General features: G+C 62.7%; 20 protein-coding genes. 5 read left to right on the top strand and 15 right to left on the bottom strand.

Features of this window, described 5'->3' with window-relative positions; all coding sequences use genetic code 11:
• Window positions 1–98: 98 nt before the first annotated feature.
• Window positions 99–512, bottom strand: a complete 414-nt coding sequence (locus RQ479_RS03525) for a VOC family protein (protein WP_156948098.1) — start codon at window positions 510–512, stop codon at window positions 99–101.
• A 385-nt stretch (window positions 513–897) separates the two neighbouring features.
• Between RQ479_RS03525 and RQ479_RS03530 the strand changes: the two genes are divergently transcribed.
• Window positions 898–1722 carry a class I SAM-dependent methyltransferase gene (locus RQ479_RS03530; protein WP_376704115.1) on the top strand — a complete coding sequence of 275 codons (825 nt, stop codon included), beginning with the start codon at window positions 898–900 and terminating at the stop codon, window positions 1720–1722.
• A 354-nt stretch (window positions 1723–2076) separates the two neighbouring features.
• Here RQ479_RS03530 and mmsB read toward each other — a convergent pair whose 3' ends face one another.
• Together mmsB and RQ479_RS03540 are read right to left on the bottom strand one after the other, a co-directional pair.
• Window positions 2077–2961, bottom strand: coding sequence for a 3-hydroxyisobutyrate dehydrogenase (gene mmsB / locus RQ479_RS03535; RefSeq protein WP_376704116.1), 885 nt, complete (start codon window positions 2959–2961; stop codon window positions 2077–2079).
• Between the two features lie 136 nt (window positions 2962–3097).
• On the bottom strand, window positions 3098–4264 hold the full coding sequence (locus RQ479_RS03540) for an isobutyryl-CoA dehydrogenase (RefSeq protein WP_376704117.1): 1167 nt from the start codon (window positions 4262–4264) through the stop codon (window positions 3098–3100).
• Between the two features lie 137 nt (window positions 4265–4401).
• Between RQ479_RS03540 and RQ479_RS03545 the strand changes: the two genes are divergently transcribed.
• Both RQ479_RS03545 and RQ479_RS03550 read left to right on the top strand, forming a co-directional pair.
• The gene (locus tag RQ479_RS03545) at window positions 4402–5016 is read left to right on the top strand and encodes a dimethylsulfonioproprionate lyase family protein (RefSeq protein WP_376704118.1); all 615 of its coding nucleotides are present in this window, start codon (window positions 4402–4404) and stop codon (window positions 5014–5016) included.
• A gap of 1 nt (window position 5017) precedes the next feature.
• On the top strand, window positions 5018–6487 hold the full coding sequence (locus RQ479_RS03550; protein ID WP_376704119.1) for a cobyric acid synthase: 1470 nt from the start codon (window positions 5018–5020) through the stop codon (window positions 6485–6487).
• Here the strand turns inward: RQ479_RS03550 and RQ479_RS03555 are convergent.
• The 3 genes from RQ479_RS03555 to RQ479_RS03565 form a co-directional block, all read right to left on the bottom strand.
• Entirely contained in the window at window positions 6484–6906 is a 423-nt protein-coding gene (locus RQ479_RS03555) for a VOC family protein (protein WP_376704120.1), read from the bottom strand. The genes RQ479_RS03550 and RQ479_RS03555 overlap by 4 nt on opposite strands.
• Window positions 6907–6979: 73 nt before the next feature.
• Complete coding sequence (locus tag RQ479_RS03560) at window positions 6980–7807, bottom strand: helix-turn-helix domain-containing protein (RefSeq protein WP_376704121.1); 828 nt, start codon at window positions 7805–7807, stop codon at window positions 6980–6982.
• A 100-nt stretch (window positions 7808–7907) separates the two neighbouring features.
• Entirely contained in the window at window positions 7908–8078 is a 171-nt protein-coding gene (locus tag RQ479_RS03565) for a hypothetical protein (protein WP_023676480.1), read from the bottom strand.
• Between the two features lie 195 nt (window positions 8079–8273).
• On the opposite strand from RQ479_RS03565, the gene RQ479_RS03570 reads away from it, so the two are divergent.
• Window positions 8274–8705 (top strand): TerB family tellurite resistance protein, encoded by a 432-nt coding sequence (locus RQ479_RS03570; RefSeq protein WP_376704122.1) that lies wholly within the window; start codon window positions 8274–8276, stop codon window positions 8703–8705.
• Between the two features lie 349 nt (window positions 8706–9054).
• Here RQ479_RS03570 and RQ479_RS03575 read toward each other — a convergent pair whose 3' ends face one another.
• From RQ479_RS03575 to RQ479_RS03605, 7 genes are all read right to left on the bottom strand, one after another.
• A complete protein-coding gene (locus RQ479_RS03575; protein ID WP_376704123.1) occupies window positions 9055–9372 on the bottom strand; it encodes a hypothetical protein in 318 nt (105 codons plus the stop codon).
• A gap of 359 nt (window positions 9373–9731) precedes the next feature.
• A complete protein-coding gene (locus RQ479_RS03580; RefSeq protein WP_376704124.1) occupies window positions 9732–10340 on the bottom strand; it encodes a type II CAAX prenyl endopeptidase Rce1 family protein in 609 nt (202 codons plus the stop codon).
• Window positions 10341–10392: 52 nt separating this feature from the next.
• The gene (locus RQ479_RS03585) at window positions 10393–12015 is read right to left on the bottom strand and encodes an ABC transporter ATP-binding protein (protein ID WP_376704125.1); all 1623 of its coding nucleotides are present in this window, start codon (window positions 12013–12015) and stop codon (window positions 10393–10395) included.
• A complete protein-coding gene (locus RQ479_RS03590) occupies window positions 12012–12881 on the bottom strand; it encodes an ABC transporter permease (protein WP_376704126.1) in 870 nt (289 codons plus the stop codon). Before RQ479_RS03590 ends, RQ479_RS03585 begins: the two co-directional genes overlap by 4 nt.
• Window positions 12878–13825 carry an ABC transporter permease gene (locus RQ479_RS03595; protein ID WP_376704127.1) on the bottom strand — a complete coding sequence of 316 codons (948 nt, stop codon included), beginning with the start codon at window positions 13823–13825 and terminating at the stop codon, window positions 12878–12880. Before RQ479_RS03595 ends, RQ479_RS03590 begins: the two co-directional genes overlap by 4 nt.
• Before the next feature lie 254 nt (window positions 13826–14079).
• On the bottom strand, window positions 14080–15558 hold the full coding sequence (locus RQ479_RS03600) for an ABC transporter substrate-binding protein (protein ID WP_376704128.1): 1479 nt from the start codon (window positions 15556–15558) through the stop codon (window positions 14080–14082).
• Window positions 15559–15688: 130 nt separating this feature from the next.
• Complete coding sequence (locus RQ479_RS03605; RefSeq protein WP_376704129.1) at window positions 15689–16978, bottom strand: acetylornithine deacetylase/succinyl-diaminopimelate desuccinylase family protein; 1290 nt, start codon at window positions 16976–16978, stop codon at window positions 15689–15691.
• 222 nt (window positions 16979–17200) lie between these two features.
• Here RQ479_RS03605 and RQ479_RS03610 point away from each other — a divergent pair, with 222 nt between their 5' ends.
• Window positions 17201–17629 (top strand): L,D-transpeptidase, encoded by a 429-nt coding sequence (locus tag RQ479_RS03610; RefSeq protein WP_023676467.1) that lies wholly within the window; start codon window positions 17201–17203, stop codon window positions 17627–17629.
• 143 nt (window positions 17630–17772) lie between these two features.
• On the opposite strand, the gene RQ479_RS03615 is transcribed toward RQ479_RS03610, so the two are convergent.
• Together RQ479_RS03615 and RQ479_RS03620 are read right to left on the bottom strand one after the other, a co-directional pair.
• Window positions 17773–18765, bottom strand: a complete 993-nt coding sequence (locus RQ479_RS03615; RefSeq protein ID WP_376704130.1) for a lipid A biosynthesis lauroyl acyltransferase — start codon at window positions 18763–18765, stop codon at window positions 17773–17775.
• 2 nt (window positions 18766–18767) lie between these two features.
• Entirely contained in the window at window positions 18768–19796 is a 1029-nt protein-coding gene (locus tag RQ479_RS03620; RefSeq protein ID WP_254818204.1) for a zinc-binding dehydrogenase, read from the bottom strand.
• Window positions 19797–19826 lie beyond the last annotated feature (30 nt).

Below are 19826 nucleotides of genomic sequence, written 5' to 3' on the forward strand. Positions count from 1 at the left end.
CCGGGCGCCCGGTAATCGGGCGCCCGGAGATTGAATGCCGCTTTATGGCGAAGCGTTCGCCAGGCGAGGCTGTTGGCGGTATAGACGACCACGCGTGATCACTGGCCCGCCTTGACACCGATGACGTGCCCCTTCGCGTCAGTGACCAACATCCCTTTCGATTGGTCCAAGATCACAACTATGTTGCCGAAAGGATCGCGGACACGGGCGCACCGTCCGACCGCGATCTCGAATGGCGGTTGCACAGCCTCACCGCCGGCGGCCAAGAATTCCTCAAACGCGTCGTCCACGTTATCGACCAGGATATCGGTTTCGGGACCGATATGAAGATGGACAACCAGTTCCGCATCGGTTTCCGGCAGCGCAAAGCCAGCGGCTTCATCGTCCCGCCAAACGAGGGCATGACCGAGCCGATCCCCATAGAACGATACGGCTGCATCGAGGTCGCTCACGCGCAATAGATGATTATCGAGCTTGCGGAATAATGGTCTTTTTCGAGGCTCGTGCGCCATTGCGGGACCTCAATATGTGAAGAGATTCGTGCGGCCGTATAGCCTCTAACGAAATAGTCTTCGAGACTATGTCTGCAACCGGGTTGCCTTCACTCTTCCGCTCGGTGGAAATGGCGGGGCGTGTCCTGTCGACTTCAACAAGTGATCCGAAAGGCGATGGTGCCTCGGTTTGGATTCGGCTGTGGGTGGAACGTTGCCATTCGTCTCGTCGATGGAAACGAGCAGCAGTAAAGGTCTCGTTAGGGTGGCGGGCGGATCGTCCTAGCGATCTGCTCTGTATCCATGTCTCCCGGTCCGGTTGCTAGTTGACAGACACGTGCTTTAAGATGGCTGCTTGAAGCGCCGATCGGCCCATTGCCCGAACGGCTGGTCCGGGAGGGACGCTATGGCCCAGCAAGAGCAGTGGCAGCTGGAAGGCAGCGCTGCGGAACTCTACGAGCGCTACCTGGTCCCGGCAATCACAGCCCAGTGGGCTGCCGACCTTTTGGATCATGCTGCGCCTCAATCTGGTGAGCGGATTCTGGACGTAGCTTGCGGCACCGGCGTGGTGGCACGCTCGGCGGCCGAGCGTATGGGAAATGGGCAGGTCGTCGGCCTCGACATTAACACGGGCATGCTTGCCGTTGCTCGCTCGCTCCCGAGAGGTGCTGGACCGCGTATCGACTGGCACGAGGGAAGCGCGCTCGAAATGCCGTTCCCTGACTCCACCTTTGATTTGGTTCTTTGCCAGCTCGGACTGCAGTTTTTTCCGGACCGATCGAGTGCGCTACGTGAGATGTTCCGAGTTCTGGTGCCTGACGGCCGACTGGTCTTAAACGTTTTCAGCGCTATCGAGCACACTCCTGCGGCAAACGCGTTGGCGGATGCCTTGGATCGACACCTCGGTCCGGGCGCTTCGGCAACGAAACGGTCCGAGCATTCACTCGCCGATGCGGACGAGCTTTACCGATTGGTGGCCGGGGCGGGATTTCGTCAGGTGACCATCCACACGACGACACAGAACATCCGGTTCCCCTCGTCAAAGCAATACGTGCGATTACAGCTGGCAGCGACACCGCAGGCTGGGCTGGTCAGCGGAATGGAGGCCGGACGTCGGGACGCAGTCATCGCAGCGATCACGGCTGATCTAAGTTCTTCGCTGGCAATCTATTCAACTGGAGGGGAGCTGATATTCCCCCAAGAGGCTCACGTCTTGCTCGCACGCAAGTAGCGCAGCTGACGCGCCGGTCGTCAACGTAGGTCAGGACCGCCGCCACGAGGCCGACGATCATCTGGAGTCGCGCCAGGCGATCGTCTCACTGTCCTTGAAACGCAAAAACCGCGCTCCATCGGAACGCGGCTTTGCCAGATACGCATGGCGCTTCGCCAACAATACACTTGCGAAACTTACGGCGAAACTTATGGGCTCCGGTACGCGAGACCTGATCCGGAGCGCCGGGCGGATGTCCGCCTCGCAATCCGTTTTAAACGCACATCGTTACTGCAAGGTTAGCAAGAGCTTAAGCAAACCTAAACTTGCCAGCTTTCCGCATCAGGATATCGAAAAAACGATGAAATTCGGAGTTTACCCCGTGGCACCGCGCAGGAAATTGATGATGCCGGAAAAATCGGCGCCGGCATTGCCTTGTGCGTTGAACAGCGCATAGAGCTGGGCTGCCTCGGCGCCGAGCGGCGTTGCCGCACCGACGCTCTGTGCGGCCTCCTGCGACAGTTTCAGGTCCTTCAGCATCAGTGCCGCCGCGAACCCAGGCTTATAGCCATTGTTGGCGGGCGATGTCGGCACCGGGCCGGGCACCGGGCAATAGGTGGTCAGCGACCAGCACTGGCCGGACGAGGTCGAGGCGACGTCGAACAGCGCCTGGTGCGACAGGCCGAGCTTTTCCGCCAGCACGAAGGCCTCGGCAACGCCGATCATCGAAATGCCCAAAATCATGTTGTTGCAGATCTTCGCCGCCTGTCCGGCGCCGTCGTCGCCGCAATGAACGATGCGGCCGGCCATCGGCTTTAGGATTGGTTCGGCCTTGGCGAAGGCGTCCTTCGAACCGCCGGCCATGAAGGTCAGCGTGCCGGCTGCCGCACCGCCCGTGCCGCCGGAGACCGGCGCGTCGATCGACAGCAACCCGTGCTTGGCGGCGATGGCATGGGCCTTTCGAGCCGACTCGACGTCGATGGTAGAAGAATCGATGAACAGCGCGCCTTTTTTCCCCTTGGCCGCGATGTCTGCGTAAACCGACAGGACATGCTTGCCAGCCGGCAGCATGGTGATGACCGCATCGGCATCCTTCACCGCTGCAACGGCATTGGCCATGATGACGACGCCGTGCTCCCTGGCGATGACGAGGTTTTCCGGCACCAGGTCGAAGCCGTGCACGGCATATCCGGCCTTGACCAGGTTGGCGGCCATCGGATTGCCCATATTGCCGAGGCCGATGAAGGCGATAGTGGTCATAATGGCCCTCCGTGGTTTGGGTAAGGCAGTAGGCAGTAGGCAGTAGGCGACCTATTCGGGCGCAAGTTTGCTAATAAGTTGGCGAAGCATTTTTCCGATGCCCTTGGTCTTGGCGGTCATCTTTCTGCCTACTGCCTTACCGTCCGATCAGGGCGCGAGCGATGATGACGCGCATGATCTCGTTGGTGCCTTCGAGGATTTGGTGGACGCGCAGGTCGCGCACCAGCTTCTCGATGCCGTAATCGTGCAGATAGCCGTAGCCGCCATGCAGTTGCAGGGCGTCGTTGGCGACATTGAAGCCGGTGTCGGTGACGAAGCGCTTGGCCATAGCCGACCATTTCGAGGCATCCGGCGCCTTGCGGTCGAGCTTCGAAGCGGCGGTGTAGAGGAAGATGCGCGCTGCCTGCAGTTCGGTCTCCATGTCGGCGAGCTTGAACTGCAGCGCCTGGAACTGGTTGATCTTCGACCCGAAAGCCTTGCGCTCGGCGGTGTAGGCGAGCGCCCTGTCGAGTGCCGATTGCGCGCCGCCGAGCGAGCAGGCGGCGATGTTCAACCGGCCGCCGTCAAGCCCGGCCATGGCGATGCCGAAGCCGGCGCCTTCGACTGAGAGCAGGTTTTCCGCCGGCACCTTGCAATCCTCGAAGACGACCTGGCGCGTCGACTGCATGTGCCAGCCCATCTTGTGCTCGTTGGCGCCGAAGGAAAGGCCCGGCGCATCGTTCGGCACGACAAAGGTGGAAATGCCTTTCGGCCCGTCGGCGCCGGTGCGCGCCATGACGACATAGAGATCGCTGTCGCCGGCGCCGGAGATGAACTGCTTGGCGCCGTTCAGCACGTAATCGCCGCCGCTCTTGACCGCGCGCGTCTTCAGCGCCGCGGCATCGGATCCCGAGCCCGGCTCGGTCAGGCAGTAGCTGGCCAGCCATTCCATCGAGGTCAGCTTCGGCAGGAAGCGCCGGCGCTGTTCGTCGCCGCCGAATCGGTCGATCATCGATGCCGCCATGTTGTGGATCGAGATGAAGGCGGAAAACGCCGGATCGGCCCGCGAAAGCGCCTCGAAGATCAGCACGGCGTCGAGCCGGCCGAGCCCCGAGCCGCCGACATCGTCGCGGACATAGATGCCGCCAAGGCCGAGCGGGCCTGTCTCGCGGATCACATCGGCGGGGAAATATTTGTTGCGATCCCAGTCGAGTGCGTTCGGCGCCACACGGTCGGCGGCGAAGGCCTCGGCCATCTCCTGGATGGCGCGCTGGTCCTCGTTGAGTTCGAACTGGCTGGTGCCCGCATCGACAGCGGCGTCCATGGCGTGCTCCCTGATGTTTCCGGCCTGCTGGCCTGTCGTTTTTGGCTTTGCGCGCAGTCCAATCTAGACCAATGATGCCGCCGCGCAACCCGACCGTCTGCCCAGCCGCTGTGCGCGGATGCGCTTTGGAGCAAAGTGTGACGACAAATTTCGACGAACTGCTTGGATGCTTCCATGCCTATCTCCAGACGTTCGATGATGCGCTGGTGCGCGACGCCGTGGCCCGGATCGGCTGGGACATGCCGGGCCGGCCGCTCGAACCGCATGCACTGCCTTGTCTCGTCCAGCTCGACCGCATCGTCGAACTCGCTCCCGCTGCGGCCAAGCCGCTGGCGCGGCTGGTTGCGCAGCGTCGCGGCGATCTGCGCTGGGGGCAGACCTATGGCGAAGCGGATTTCGGCAAGATTTTCATCGACAATTACGGCTGGCTGGAGGTGTTCGGTGCGCGCGGCCATTTCGTCAATGAAGAGGTCGCGGCCGGCCTGCTGATCCTTGGGCCCGACATCGTCTACCCCGATCACCATCATGTCGCGGAGGAGATCTATATCCCGCTGACCGGCGGCGCCGAATGGCGCATGGGCGATGGCGGTTTTCGCCTTCGAGCGGCGGGCGAGGTGATCCACCATGCCTCTGACGTCAGCCACGCCATGCGCACCGGCAAGGAGCCACTGCTGGCGCTCTATCTCTGGCGCGGCGGGCCACTGGCAGTCAAGTCGACGATCACCGGAACCGTTGCGCAGGGCAGGGACTGATATGGCCAAGGCGATCATGCTGCAGGGCACGGGTTCGGATGTCGGCAAGACGGTGCTCGTCGCCGGCCTCTGCCGCGCGGCGAAGAAGCGCGGCTTGAAAGTACGGCCGTTCAAGCCGCAGAACATGTCGAACAACGCCGCTGTCGCCGATATTCCAGGCGGTTCGGGCGGCGGTGAGATCGGCCGCGCACAATGGCTGCAAGCGATCGCCTGCGGCGTGGCGCCGACCGTCCACATGAACCCGGTGCTGCTCAAGCCGCAGACCGATGTCGGCGCTCAAGTCGTCGTGCAGGGCAACGTGTTCGGCGAGGCGCGGGCGCGCGACTACCAGGCGTTGAAGGCCCGGCTTATGGATGCGGTGCTGGACTCCTGGGCAAAGGTCGGCGAGGGCGCGGACCTGGTCATTGTCGAGGGCGCGGGATCGCCGGCCGAGATCAATCTCAGGAGCCGTGACATTGCCAATATGGGCTTTGCGACGCGTGCCGGCGTGCCGGTGATCCTGGTCGGCGATATTGATCGCGGCGGCGTCATCGCCTCGATCGCCGGCACCCACCTGATCCTGCCGGACGCGGACCGCCGCATGGTCGTCGGCTATCTCATCAACAAGTTCCGCGGCGATGTCTCGCTGTTCGACGATGGCATCGAGGCGATCGAAAAATTCACCGGTTGGCGCTGTTTTGGCATCGTGCCGTGGCTGAAGGCGGCGGCGCGGCTGCCGTCGGAAGACTCCGTCGTGCTCGAACGGCTGACGTCCGGCGAGAAGCGCGCGCTGAAGATCGCCGTGCCGGTGCTCTCGCGCATCGCCAATTTCGACGACCTCGACCCGCTCAAGGCCGAACCGCAGGTCGAGGTGGTGTTCGTGCCGCCTGGCCAGCGCCTGCCGCAGGATGCAGGGCTGGTGGTCATTCCCGGCTCGAAGTCGACGATCGGCGATCTCGTGAAATTCCGCGAGAACGGCTGGGACCGCGACCTTGCCGCGCACAGGAAACGCGGTGGCCATATCGTCGGCATTTGCGGCGGCTTCCAGATGCTCGGCCATGTCGTGCGCGATCCCGACGGCATCGAGGGCAGCGTTACCGAGACGCAAGGCCTCGGGCTGCTCGACGTCGAAACGGTGATGGAGCCGGAAAAGACGGTGCGCAACGTCAGCGCGCGCTCGGTGCAATTCGATCTGCCGCTCGAGGGCTACGAGATCCATCTCGGCCGCACCACCGGTCCGGACACGCTGCGGCCGTCCGCCGTTATCAACGGCATCGATGACGGCGCTATCTCGGCCGACGGCAAGGTGCTGGGCACCTATATGCACGGGCTGTTTTCCGCCGACGCCTTCCGGGCGAAATTCCTCGAAAGCCTCGGCGTCAAGAGCGGCGGCATCGACTACCGCGCCGAGGTCGAACGGGCACTGGACGAGATCGCAGCCGAGCTGGAAACCCACCTCGACTGCGACGCCATCTTTGGGCTGGCGCATTAGCTGGCGGGTTCGTCAGCCTTCGGCCAGTAGGTGCCGAACGACCAGACATTGCCTTCCGGATCGCGGCAGATGAATTCGCGGCTGCCATAGTCGCGGTCGGTGAGTTCTTCCAGAATCTCGGCGCCGGCGGTCTTCGCCCGCGCGTATGCCGCGTCTGCGTCAGCGACCGCAACGTAGATCGACTTGCCGCCGCCTGACCCGGGCGCGCCGACCATCTTGCCATAGGCATCGTCACGCGCCGTGCCGAGCATGATGATCGAGGAGCCGAATGCGAGTTCGGCATGGTGCACCACGTCGCCTTCGCCATAGCGGGCGCGAACGCTGAAGCCGAAGGCCTCGCACAGCCAGGCGATCATCTTGCCGGCATTCCTGTAGCGCAGCGCCGGATAGAGCCGCGGTGGTTCGGTGCTGTTCGGCATGGCTGATCTCCTTCAGCGGGTTGGTCGATCAACCCAGTCTGCGCGAAGGCCGGTTGCGCGTCTTGAAGAAATGTTACCTCACGGCGACAGTCGTTGGCGTGACGCCTGCGAGGTCGCGGAACTCGCGCACCAGATGCGCCTGGTCGGCATAGCCGCAGTCGGCGGCAATGTCGGCCCAATCGCTGCTGGCCTGTCTCGACAGCCCGAGCGCATGGTTGAAGCGGACAATTCGCGACAATGTTTTTGGGCCGGTTCCGACCGCGTTCGAAAATTTTCCGGCGAGATGCTTGCGGCTCCAGCCAAGCTTTTCGGCCAGCGTCGAGATGCGGGTCCGCCCACGCGTCGAGACGATCGTCTCATAGGCCCAGACTATGTCGGCTTGAGTGCGGTCCGCGGTTGCCAACCGGTCCGCGACGAAGGCCTCAACGATTGCGAAGCGTGAGCTCCAATCCGGCGCATTGCCAAGCCTTTCGCGAAGCGCGATGCCTTCGACGCCGAGCACGTCATCCAGGCCGACCATGCGGTCGGTCAGTTCGCTCATCGGCCGGCCGAAGAAGCGACGCGCGCCGAGCGGGGTGAAATTGATCTGCACACAGCAGGCGCCGCCGAAGGATTCGATCACCACCGGCCCGGCGTAGAGGCCGGCGGCAAAACTGGCGAAGCGGTCATTGTCGCCTGGGTCCTTGCCGAGCCCGATGGCAAAGGGTTCGGCAAAGCTGATGACCAGCGGCACGGTCAGCGAGGCATATTCGACGGCGCGGAAATGGCCTGGCATGGTTTCGCGAAAGCCGCATATTTCGGTGACGGCGCCCTGAAGCCGATGACTGGGCGCGCGCCGCACCATCTCGAACCGATCGAGCCCTGGGCCGTCGTGGCAGCTGCCGTCTTCGCTGGCGGGCATGTGCTTTCCCTCGTCCAGGAATTCTAACAGACCATCCTGCAGAATCAAAAGCGCCCGGCTTTTGGCCGGGCGCTCCGAGTTGCCTGAGATTCTGAATTGTTTAAGCGCCGCGCATCAGGCAGCCGGCGGCCAGCACGATGTAGGCGATGACGACAATCCACGCGGCATTCAAAGGGATGAACGCAAGAACGCCAAGCGCGGCGAGAACGCCGATGATGGCGATGACAAGGGATATGATGAAAATAAGCTGGGTAGGCGCACTGAGATTCATGTCCGGTCCCTCCTCAACATGATTCGTACAGCGGCATAGTACCAGTCGCGCGGTCACACACCAATGAGCGCTGGCAGCGGGCTTATCGGATTGGCCGGCAGTTTCCGGCGAGAAAATATGGCGGGTTCCACCATTCGCACCCCGTTTGCGCAAAGCCGATTCCGCGCTACCTTCCCGACGAATCGGAAGGGGCTCATGGCGATGGGATTGCTGGACCAGATACGCTCGATCTTCGACGGCGATCCCGGCGTGCGCAAGGTGGCGGACGATCCGGTGCTGTCGGCGGAGTTGCTGATGCTGTTCCGCATGATCCTGGCCGATGGATCGGTCAGCGAAAGCGAAATGACCGCCTTCAGGCGTATCTGCCGGGACGCCTTCGGCATTCCCGAAACCAGCGTCGACAGCGTCATCGAATATCTCAACGATTTCGGCTACGAAACCAACAGCTCGCAGGCGATCGCCCAGTTTCGCGACCTCGACGTCGAACGGCGCAAGCTGCTCGCCCGCCACATGGCCGAGATCGCCAAGGCCGATTCGCAACTTGCCGGGAACGAGATGCAGCTGTTGCGCCGCACGCTCGACCTGCTCGACATCAGCCCGGCCGATGTGGTGAAGCAGGAAGGCTGAGGCATCGGCTGACTACGATTGCTGACGTTCTGAACGTCATCTTGTCTGTGCCGATGGTTGCATCCTGCTGCCCACTCGCAGCATCGACGCCTATCTCCGTTTCAAGATTACCGGAAGGGACTGTCAGGAGTCTGTGCGCGGGGCCGGTTTCATCATTGGTTGACGAACCCTTCGCCGAAGAGGACAGTGAACAGGATAAAAGTGCACTGTCACCGCTATTCCGCTACTCCGTCATAGACATAGGACGAGGTGCCGAGGTCAGGATCGGAGGCCGACAGCCGGTATCCGGCCGGCAACGTTTGGCTTAAGTTAAATTATCCACAAGGTTGACACCGTCAGGGTCAATTGGTTAACCCCCTTCTTCTATAGAATTATCTACTATGATTACGTTATCATCGCCATTATAGACAAAGCTCTCTGGGGAAATTCCGTGCTCAATTACTCTTGATATGCGGATATCAGATCCGCCTGAGAATATAATGGAAACCCATCCGGAGTCGGTGACAACGTCAATAATATCGATAGACTGCGTGTATGCCAGGATAGAGCATAAAATTTTGGTATTTACTGCGATGGAACCTCTCTCAAGAACGATCATGATACTGCCGTTCTCGTACTTAATTGATCGAAATTCTTTTCCAATGAGATTTTCCTTTAGGTAGTCCATATGACGTTTACCCTCTCGCGTTCAGTTTGGAATATGTGCGAATTGATGTTCCCTTGAACTCGCCCCCCGGAGGTACCGAAAGTGGGCCCCGGTGTAAGGGTTCAGAGATCGTCTGGCAGGACTCGAATTGCCCCATTCGGGTTTGTCGCGTTCATCATTCTCAGATTCGTCGTTTCCTTGGTCCGGCAGCTTTGCTCCGCGTTGCGTCAAGCGCTTCACTTCGTGCGGCATTCATGCAAGCCCGAATGCCAAGACCAGGAAGCCCATCGCTCCGAACCCGGCATGGATAACGATCCCGGCCCATATGCTGCGACGCCGCTGGACAATGTAGGGCAGGAGCAACGTGATCGGCACGAGCGTCAACAGGACTTGCCAGGGAAGGCAGCGTGGAACAGCAACCACATTATCCCGTTGACCAGCCAAGCCCGCCCCCCGAAGGCAACCTCTTGCCGCGGCAGTGCGACACCCCGCCAGACAAACTCTTCCCCAACGATGTTCAATGCAAAAAACGGCAGCCACGCGCCGAGAATCCAGTACCGCCCAGGACCGAGTGGCTCGAAAGCCATGAACGAGGGATGAAGAGTCTTCCCGTCTTGCAGCATCCGGAGCGCGGCGCCGATGCCGCCGGTCAGCACGCTGACAGCCGCCAGCCCTCCAACAGCCCAGAGCCAGTCGCCGCCATTCATAGTGCGAAGCCACAGCCGCGCGCCCAACGAACCCGGCAGACGCCGTTCCCGATACAACAGCAGGGCAGCCGTGAGAAGCAGGGGGCCAAAAAGGACGATGCTTGCGGCCAGGAACCACATCACCACAGGCTCTGCCCCGGTGGCGGAGACGAACGCCGGGACGGCTACCCGCGTGACCAGGAACAGCAGCAGAGCACCCGCGCCGAACAGAGCAGCCGAGCCGCCCAGGCCCAGCGGAGGAGGCTCAGGCCCTTCGCGCGTTTCAGAACTGTTGGCTGTCAATGGCCGTTCTCCCGCCCGTGCGCCCAACGAATTAGCCGTGCCACGAAGCTGCTCACCCCTGTTCCTGCAGTCTTTTAGCAATTGCCCGGTGCAGGTCTGGGGCGGCGGCGACCAACGCCTTGGCCGCTTCGGATTGCGGGTGGTCGAGCACTTCGCTCGTCCTGCCGCGCTCGACGATCTTGCCGTCATGCATGACCATCACCTCGTCGGTGATGGCGCGGGCGACGGTCAGATCATGGGTGATGAACAGATAGGCGATGCCGAGCTTCTGGTTGAGCTCGGCGAACAGATCGAGGATCTGGGCGCGGATCGAGACGTCGAGCGCCGAGACCGGCTCGTCGGCGACGACCAGCTTCGGCCGGGTGATGATGGCGCGGGCGATCGACAGGCGCTGGCGCTGGCCGCCCGAAAACTCGTGCGGGTATTTGTCCATGTCGCCTGGCGAGAGGCCGACCTCGTGCAGCGCATGCGCCACCATCTCGCGCCGCGCGGCGGGCGCCGGCTTCTTCTCCAGCACATGCAGCGGCTCGGCCACCAATCTCTCGATCTTCTGGCGTGGGTCGAACGAACCATACGGGTCCTGGAACACGACCTGCATGTCGCGCCGCGCCGGCTTCAGCTCCGCCTCGCTCTTGCCGGTGAGGGTGTCGCCACGGAAGTGGATCGTACCGGCCGTCGGCTTGTCCAGTGCCAGGACCATGCGGGCAAGCGTCGACTTGCCGCAACCGGAGCGGCCGACCAGCGCCACAGACTGGCCGGGCGCCATCGAGAACGAGACATCGTCGACGGCCCGGATGGGAGCCGCGCGTTTCAACAGCGATAGGCGCCGTCCCGGATAATCGCGCGCCACGTTTTCTACCTGAAGCAGCGGTTTGGCCGATCCGCTGTCATGTGTGCGGGCCCGCGCGGGCACATGCATCGAGGCCTGCGCCAGCTGGCGCGTATAGGGATGAAGCTGTTCGGACAAGATGCGCGCCGTGTCGCCGGCCTCCATCACCTCGCCATGGCGCAGGATGGTGATGCGGTCCGCCATCTCGGTCACCACTGCGAGGTCGTGCGAGATGAGCAGCAGGCCCATGCGGTTTTCCGCTACGAGATCGCGCAGCAGGTCGAGGATCTGCGCCTGCAGCACCACGTCGAGCGCGGTCGTCGGCTCGTCGGCAATCAGCAGCTTGGGTTTCAGTGCACAGGCAATGGCGATGACGACGCGTTGGCGCTGGCCGCCGGAGAGTTCGTGCGGATAACGCGACAGCGGGAATTGTGCTGCCGGCAGGCCGACCCGGTCGAGCATCTTTCGCGCCCGTTCCTCGGCGTCGGCGCGGCTCGCCCTGGTGTGCCAGCGAATACCCTCGGCGACCTGCTCGCCGATGGTCTTCACCGGATTGAGCGCCGTCATCGGCTCCTGGAAAACCATGCCGATGTCGTCGCCGCGCAGTGCGCACATCTGGTCCTCGCTGGCGGCAAGGATGTCGATGCCGTCGAAGGTGATGCGGCCGCTGGCGTGTGCCGCCCAGGGCAGAAGCTGCATCACCGTAAGCGCCGTCATCGATTTGCCGGAGCCGGATTCGCCAACCAGCCCCGTCACTTCGCCGGCCGCGACGGAAAAATCGACGTCTCTGAGGATAGCGGTGTCGCCGATGGTCAGCGACAGCTTGTCGATCTCGAGCAGGCTCATCGCTGCCGCCGCGATTTCGGATCGAGGATGTCGGCAATGCCGTCGCCAAGCAGGTTCAGGCCAAGCACGGTGACGACGATCGCCATGCCCGGAAAGATCGCCATCCACGGCGCCACCACCATGCGCGTCTGGGCGTCGAACAGCATGCGGCCCCAGCTCGGCATCGGTGGCTGCGTGCCCAGCCCGACATAGGAAAGCCCGGCTTCGGCCAGTATGCCCAGCGCGAACTGGATGGTGCCTTGCACCAGCAGCAGCGTGGCGATGTTGGGCAGCACATGTTCGATGCTGATCAGCGTCCTGCTCTTGCCGGCGGCACGGGCGGCGAGGATGAATTCGCGTGGCCAGATCGCCAGGGCGCCGGCCCGGGCGACGCGCGCGAACACCGGGATGTTGAAGATGCCGATGGCAGTGATGGCGTTGAACGCGCCCGGCCCGAAGATGGCGGTGATCATGATTGCCGAAAGCAGCGCCGGAAAGGCAAAGACCAGGTCGTTCAGCCGCATCAGCACGTCGTCGACGACACCGCCGCGCGCCGCGGCAAAGGCGCCGAGCGGCACGCCGACGCCCATGCCGATGCCGACCGCCACCAGCGCCACTGCAATCGAGTTGCGGGCGCCGACCATGATCATCGACAGGATGTCGCGACCGAAATGGTCGGTGCCGAACCAGTGCGCCAACGATGGCGCCTGGGTCTTGTCGGAAATGACCAGCCTGGTGACGTCGTAAGGTGTCCACAAGAACGAGATGATCGCGACCGCGGCCACCAGTGCGGTGATGACGAAGCCGGCAAGGAACGAACGGTTTTTGAACGCCTTGGCCAGGATGCCGGCAAGGTTCTCGTCGGGGATGTCGATGTGCAGCGTCATTGCCTGCCTCTCAGGCGCGGATCGACCACCGCATAGGAGAGATCGACAATGAAATTGACGACGATGACGGCGGCAACCAGCAGCATGACGACGCTCTCGACCACGATCAGGTCACGCTGGTTGATCGCCTGGAACACCAGCCGGCCGAGGCCGGGCAAATAGAAGACGTTCTCGATGATGATGGTGCCGGCAAGCAGGAAGGCGAATTGCAGGCCTAGAATGGTGACCACCGGGATCATGGCGTTGCGCAGCGCATGCCGCCACAAGACAAGTCGATAGGGCAGGCCCTTGGCGCGGGCGGTTCGGATGTAGTCCTCGTTCAATACTTCGATCAGCGCCGAGCGAGTGACCCGGGCGAGGATCGCCGCCTGCGGCAGAGCAAGCGCGACCGCCGGCAGAAGCAGCGACTTCAGCGCCGGCCAGACGCCGGCGCCCCAGCCGGGAAAGCCGCCGCCAGGCACCAGCCGCAGCCAGACGGCGAACAGATAGATCAGCATCAGCGCAAACCAGAAATTTGGCACGGCGACGCCAAGCTGGGCGGCACCCATCGCGATCGTGTCGCCGGCGCGACCGCGCCGGCTGGCGGAAAACAGCCCGACCGGAATGGCAATGACGGTGGACAGCGCCAGCGCCATCAGCGCCAGCGGCAGCGAGACGACGAGGCGCTCGCGGACCAGATCGATGACCGGCACCGAATAGGTGTAGGAACGGCCGAAATCGAGGCTCAGCAAGCCGCCGGCCCAATGCAGATAGCGCAGCACGACGGGAGCATTGAGACCCATCTGGTTGCGCAGCAATTCGATCTGGTCGGCGCTGGCGTTCAGGCCAAGCATCAGCCGCGCCGGATCGCCGGGAATGATCTCCAGCACGGCAAAGACCACCATCGAGGCCAGAACCAGCGTGACGACGGCGATGGCGAGGCGCTTGAGGAGATAGGCGGTCATGGACGTTGAGGAACCGCTGTGTCGCCGGACAAAACCGGGCGAAGCTTGCGTTCCCGCCCACCCCCCTCTGTCCTGCCGGACATCTCCCCCTCAACGGGGGAGATCGAGCCCTCACCGCTGCTTTCGCTAACCACTAGCGTTGTAAGGGCAGCGCCGGCGTGGAAACTGCCAATCTCCCCCCTTGAGGGGGAGATGTCCGGGAGGACAGAGGGGGGTGGGCGGGAACGCAAGCTTCGCCTCTTTGCCCAGCGGCCTCAATCCGTCCACTTCACCTTGGTCAGGTCGTTGGCCTGGATCGGGGCGTTTTCCCACAGGCCCTGCAGTTTGGCGTCCCAGACGCCGACCTTCGGCAGCTCGTAGAGGAAGCCGACCACGGCGTCATCGGCCAGGACCTTCTGCGCCTCGCCGAGCAGCGTAATGCGCTTGGCCTCGTCGGAGGTAAGGTTCAGCTCGTCGATGATCTTGTCGAAGGCCGGATTGTCGTAGTTGAAATAATAGTCCTTGCGCGAATAGATATCGATGTCATTGGGCTCGGTGTGGGAAACGATGGTCAGGTCGTAATCCTTCTTGGTGAAGACCTGATCAAGCCACTGCGCCCATTCGACCGGGATGATCTCGAGATCGATGCCGATTTCGCGAAGCTCGGAGGCGATGATCTCACCACCAAGCCGCGCATAGGAGGGCGGCGGCAGCTTGAGCGTCGCCTTGAAGCCATTCTCCAGGCCAGCTTCCTTCAGCAACTCCTTGGCCTTCTCCACATTGTGCGGATAGAGGCCAGTGAGGTCGACATAGGCCTTGCTGGCGGGCGACATGTGCGAGCCGATCGGCACGCCAAGGCCGGCCGAGGCGCCGTCGATGATCGCCTTGCGATCGAGCGCAAAGGAAATCGCCTGCCTGACCTGCAGCTTGTCGAAGGGCGGCTTCTTGTTGTTGATCGACAGGATGGTTTCACCCTCGGTCGAGCCGATCACCACCTTGAAGCGTGGGTCGTCCTTGATCTGGGCGAAGCTGTCGGGGTCGAAGAACGGAAAGGCCTGGACGTCGCCGGAAAGCAGCGCCGGAACGGCGGCGGCAGCATCCGGAATGATGCGGAACTCGGCCTTGTCGAGAAATACCGGGGCGCCCCAGTAATTGTCCGACTTGACCAGCGTGATCGATGAGCCCTTGGCCCAGTTCTGGAATTTGAACGGGCCGGTACCAACAGGCTTTTCCTTGTTGGTGTCGGCTGTCTCAGGCGCCACGATCACCGCGTCGCCCCAGCCCATATTGTAGAGGAAGGAGCCCTGCGGGTTCTTCAGCGTGACCGTCACCGTCGTGGGATCGACGACCTCGACCTTGTCGATGGCGGCAAACAGGCCCTTTTGCGCGTTGACGGAATTGTCGGCGCGGGCGCGGTCGAGCGAGAATTTCACGTCGTCGGCGTTGAAGTCGGTGCCGTCATGGAATTTCACGCCGGTATGCAGCTTGAAAGTGTAGACCTTGCCGTCGTCGGAAATGCTCCAGCTTTCGGCGAGATCGGGCAGCACTTCGCCGTTCGGGCCGATGCGGGTCAGGCCCTCGAAGACATTGGCGTAGAGCACCTCGTCGATCGCCGCCGCTGCACCCGCGGTGGGATCGAGATGCGGGGGTTCGAGCGGAATGCCGATGACCAGGTCGGTTCGCGCGGCCATCGCCGAGGTTCCGGCCGCCAACGCCAGCGCCGCAGCGGCCAGAATGGTTTTCCACAATTTCATCGTGCAACTCCCCATATGCTAAAACACGTGCTCAAACCCGGCGGATAGAAGCGTGAATTCGCCGCCGAGTAAATTGCGTTTCGTACCGTCCGCCGACGCCGGGAGGAATGTTTTTCCGCCCATAGCCGGATCATCGCGGGCCGGTGCCCCTCAGCAGAACGTCGAGGCCGATCGCCATCACCTTTGCTGAGTCCAGCATGTCGGCAATGCCGACCCATTCGTCGGGCCGGTGGGCAAGGTCGAGAATGCCCGGGCCATAGGCGATGCAGTCATAGATGTGGCCGATGCGGGCGATGTGCTTCTGGTCGTAGGTGCCGGGCGAAATCACGTAATCCGGCTCGCGGTCGAATATCTCCATGATGCCTTGCGCGACCGCCTTAACCACCGGCGCATCGCGCTCGGTCATCAGCGGCAGCACCTCCATCAGATCGCGGATTTCGTAGTCGAACTTTTTGCGCTCGCGCTTCAGCCGTTCGAGGATATCGGTCACCTCGCTTTTGACCGTAGCGAGATCCTCTTCGAGCAGGAAGCGGCGGTCGATGGTCAGCCGGCAGGAATCGGGCACATTGGGCGAGGGCAGGCCGGGCCGGAAATCCTCCGTCTGGCCGCCATGGATCGAGTTGATGTTCATGGTCGAGCGTCTTGCGCCTTCGGGCACGACCGGCATGCGCGTCATCTTGCGGTCGAGCGCCGGAAACAATTCATCCTCGAAGGCCCGCAGCACGGCGCCCATATGGCGTACCGCATTGTCGCCGAGGAACGGCATCGAGCCGTGCGCGATCTCCCCCTTGGTCTCGATCTCCGCCCACCAGACGCCGCGATGGCCGAGGCAGATGCGGTCCTTGTTGAGCGGCTCGGGAATGATGACGTGGTCGACCTTCGGCCTGGAGAAATAGCCGAGCTTCGCCAGATGGGCGACGCCGCCAAAGCCGCCGGACTCCTCGTCGACCGTCCCCGAAATCTCGATGGCGCCGGGAAAATCGGGAAAGACCTCCATGAAGGCTTCAGCGGCGATGATCGAGGCGGCAAGCCCGCCTTTCATGTCGCAAGCACCGCGGCCATAGACCTTGCCATCCCTGACGATGCCGGCGAACGGATCGAGGCTCCAGCCGTCGCCGGGCTCGACCACGTCGATATGCGAATTGAAGTGCACGCAAGCACCCGGCGCCCGGCCATCGAAGCGGGCGACGACGTTGACGCGCGGGTAACGGTCAGTGTCGCCAGGGGTGCCTTCGGCACGGATGAATTCGATCTCAAAACCACGCTTCTTCAGCCGCGCGCCGATATATTCGGCACATGGCCGATAGGCTTCGCCGGGCGGATTGATGGTCGGAAAGCGGATCAGATCCGCGGTCAGTGCAACCAGATCATCAGCTCGGTGATCGATAGCCTTGAGGAGCCGTTCGTTCGGTTCGTTCATTCGGCGAATTGAGCAGCGGATGAGGCGGTTTTGCAAGCCCGATGGCGAATTGCCGGGCGATTGCGTGTCGTTACGGCAACTATTGCGGGAAATCGTTCAAATTCGCTGCTTTGGATTGGTGAAATCGTCAGGGAGTGGGTGTTAGCTCGCTGGCTTGCCATCAAAACGCTGGAGAACAGCGTGACGGCAGGCAGGCAAGGGGCATCAAAGGGGTTTGATTGCATGAAAAACACTGTTCTCATGGCAGCGGCATTGATGGCGATGCTGTTCGGTTCGTCGTTCGAGAGCCGGGCGGCCAGCCTGGTCGCGAACATCGATATTTCCTCACAGACGATGACGGTAAGATACGGGCTTTCGTATTACCGGTGGAGCGTTTCCACCGCCCGCAAAGGCTACATCACGCCGCGCGGCAGCTATCGTCCACAGCGGACGGCCCGGATGTGGTATTCGCGCAAATACGACATGTCGCCGATGCCCTATTCGGTGTTCTTCCGCGGCGGCTATGCCATCCACGGCACCGGCGCGATCCGGCAATTGGGGCGCCCGGCATCGCATGGCTGTGTGCGCCTCCACCCCAGCAACGCCGCCGCGTTCTATTCGATGGTACGCAAAGCCGGCTTCGGCAATACGCGGATCCTCGTGACGAATTAGGGCCTGCTCCTCGGCCCGAAATAGAAAACCCGCCGGAGCGGCGGGTTCGTCGGCGCCAAATAGCACCATACCGAAATTAGTAGCATAGCTGCCGGCACAAAGCAAGAACAAAATAAGGCCTGTGCCCAAAAAGATCGTTCCGCTCAGGCGGCTTTGTCGCGCATTGTCGGCGGCCGACGCTTTTTGCGGCCGCTGATCTCCCAGCGCTTGTGGAACCACATCCACTGGCCGGGGTCTTCGCGCACCCAGCGCTCGACCACGTCGTTGAGAAGCTGGGTGGTGGAGCGGACGTCGACACTGCCGCCGGCGGTGCGCGGCAAGGTGAGCTTGTCCTCGATCTCGAGCCGGAAACGGTTGTTCGGCAGGCGCACGCAGCGCGCCGGGTAGACATCGCAATCGTAGTGCCGCGCCAGGGTGCCGAGGACCCGGTTGCTCTCGCAGGGGCGGCCGAAGAATGTCGTCTCGAGCCCGCCCGTGAATTTCTGGTCGACCAGCACGCCGATATTGCCGCCTTTCTCCAGGATGGCCGCAAGCGCGAACGAGGCGCCGGTCGAAGACGGCAGCAGCGATCCCATGCTCGAGCGGCGGGTCGAGAGGATGTAGTCGGCGAGGTAAGGGTTGTTGGGCGGGCGAAACAGCGCCGTGATGTTCATACCGAACGTGGCGGCCGCGACAGGCAGCAACTCGAAATTGCCGAGATGCCCGGTGAAGACGATATGCGGTTTGTCCTCGCCGGCGATGCGCACGAAATGCTCAACGCCCTTGACCTCGACGCGGCCCGGCTTCGTCGCAGCGGGATCGTAGTCGAACAGAGCATCGAGAAAGATATATTCGGCGGCGAGGCGAGCCATGTTGCCCCACATGTCGGAAGCGATCGCCTCGATCTCGGCATCGCTCTTTTCCGGATAGGCCTTGCGCAGATTGTCGATCGCAACCTTGTGGCGCTGCACCCAAGGGCCGATGCGGCGGGCGGCGCTGTCGGCGAAATTGAGCGCCCTGTCGGGCGGCAGCAGCCGCAGCGCTGAGATGATGATCATCGCGACGCGCGCGACCAGCCAGTAGTTGAACTGGCGAAGCCGCCTGCCATAGCGGAATCCCACGTCCCTGCGGATCTTCCTGAAGGCGTTGCCGACCATTCTCAGCCGACGCGCAAGATGATCTTGCCGAAGACGTCGCGGCCTTCCATGCGCTTCAGCGCCGCATCGATGCCGTCGAAGCCGACCTCGGTGTCGATCACCGGCGCGACCAGGCCCGCCGCCATCTTCTGCATAGCGTCGGCCATGTTTTCCATGCGGCAGCCGAACGAGCCGAGCAGCTTCAGTTGCTGCTGGAACAACTGCATCAAATTGATCTGTGTCGACACGCCGGAGGTCGAGCCGCAGGTGACCAGCCGACCGCCGCGTTTGAGGCACAGCATCGAGGCGGCAAAGGTGTCGGCGCCGACATGCTCGAACACCACGTCGACGCCCTTCTTCTTGGTCAGCTTGCGCACGACGCCTTCGAAGCGGTCGTCGCGGTAATTGATGACGTGGTCGGCGCCGAGCGCCTTTGCCTTGTCGATCTTGTCGTTCGAGCCGACGGTGGTGATGACCGTGCAGCCCATCTTCTTGGCCAGCTGAATCGCGGCGGAGCCGATGCCGGAGCCGCCGGCATGGACCAGTATCGTCTCGCCGGGCTGCAGCCGGGCATTGTCGAACAGCATATGCTCGACCGTGCCGAAGGTGACCGGCGCCACCGCCGCGCCGATTTCGCTCACGCCTGGCGGAGCGGGGACCAGAAGGCGCGCCGGCAGGTTGATCTTTTCCTGCGCAAAGCCGTCGAGATGGAAGCCGTGAACGCCGGAAACATGCTCGCAGAGATTGTCGCGGCCTTCGCGGCAGGCGCGGCAAAGACCGCAGGTGCGGGCGCCATAGATCGACACCAATTGCCCGGGCACAAGACTGGAAACGCCGGGGCCGACCGCCTCGACCTCGCCCGAGGCCTCGGCGCCGACGACCAGCGGCAGCTTGCGCTTGGCGAAGGCCATGCCGCGCCAACCCCAGACGTCGATATGGTTCAGCGCCACGGCCTTGATGCGCAGCGTCACCTCGCCGAGCGAAGGCGGCGGCGGTGGCGGCAGGTCCACCGTCTCAAGCCGGCGATCCTCGATAAGTTGCAGTGCGCGCATGCCAGATCCCAGGTTGCGCATGACCGAGAC

Origin of the sequence: Mesorhizobium sp. ISC25, from assembly GCF_042295465.1 — a bacterium.
GTDB lineage: Bacteria > Pseudomonadota > Alphaproteobacteria > Rhizobiales > Rhizobiaceae > Mesorhizobium.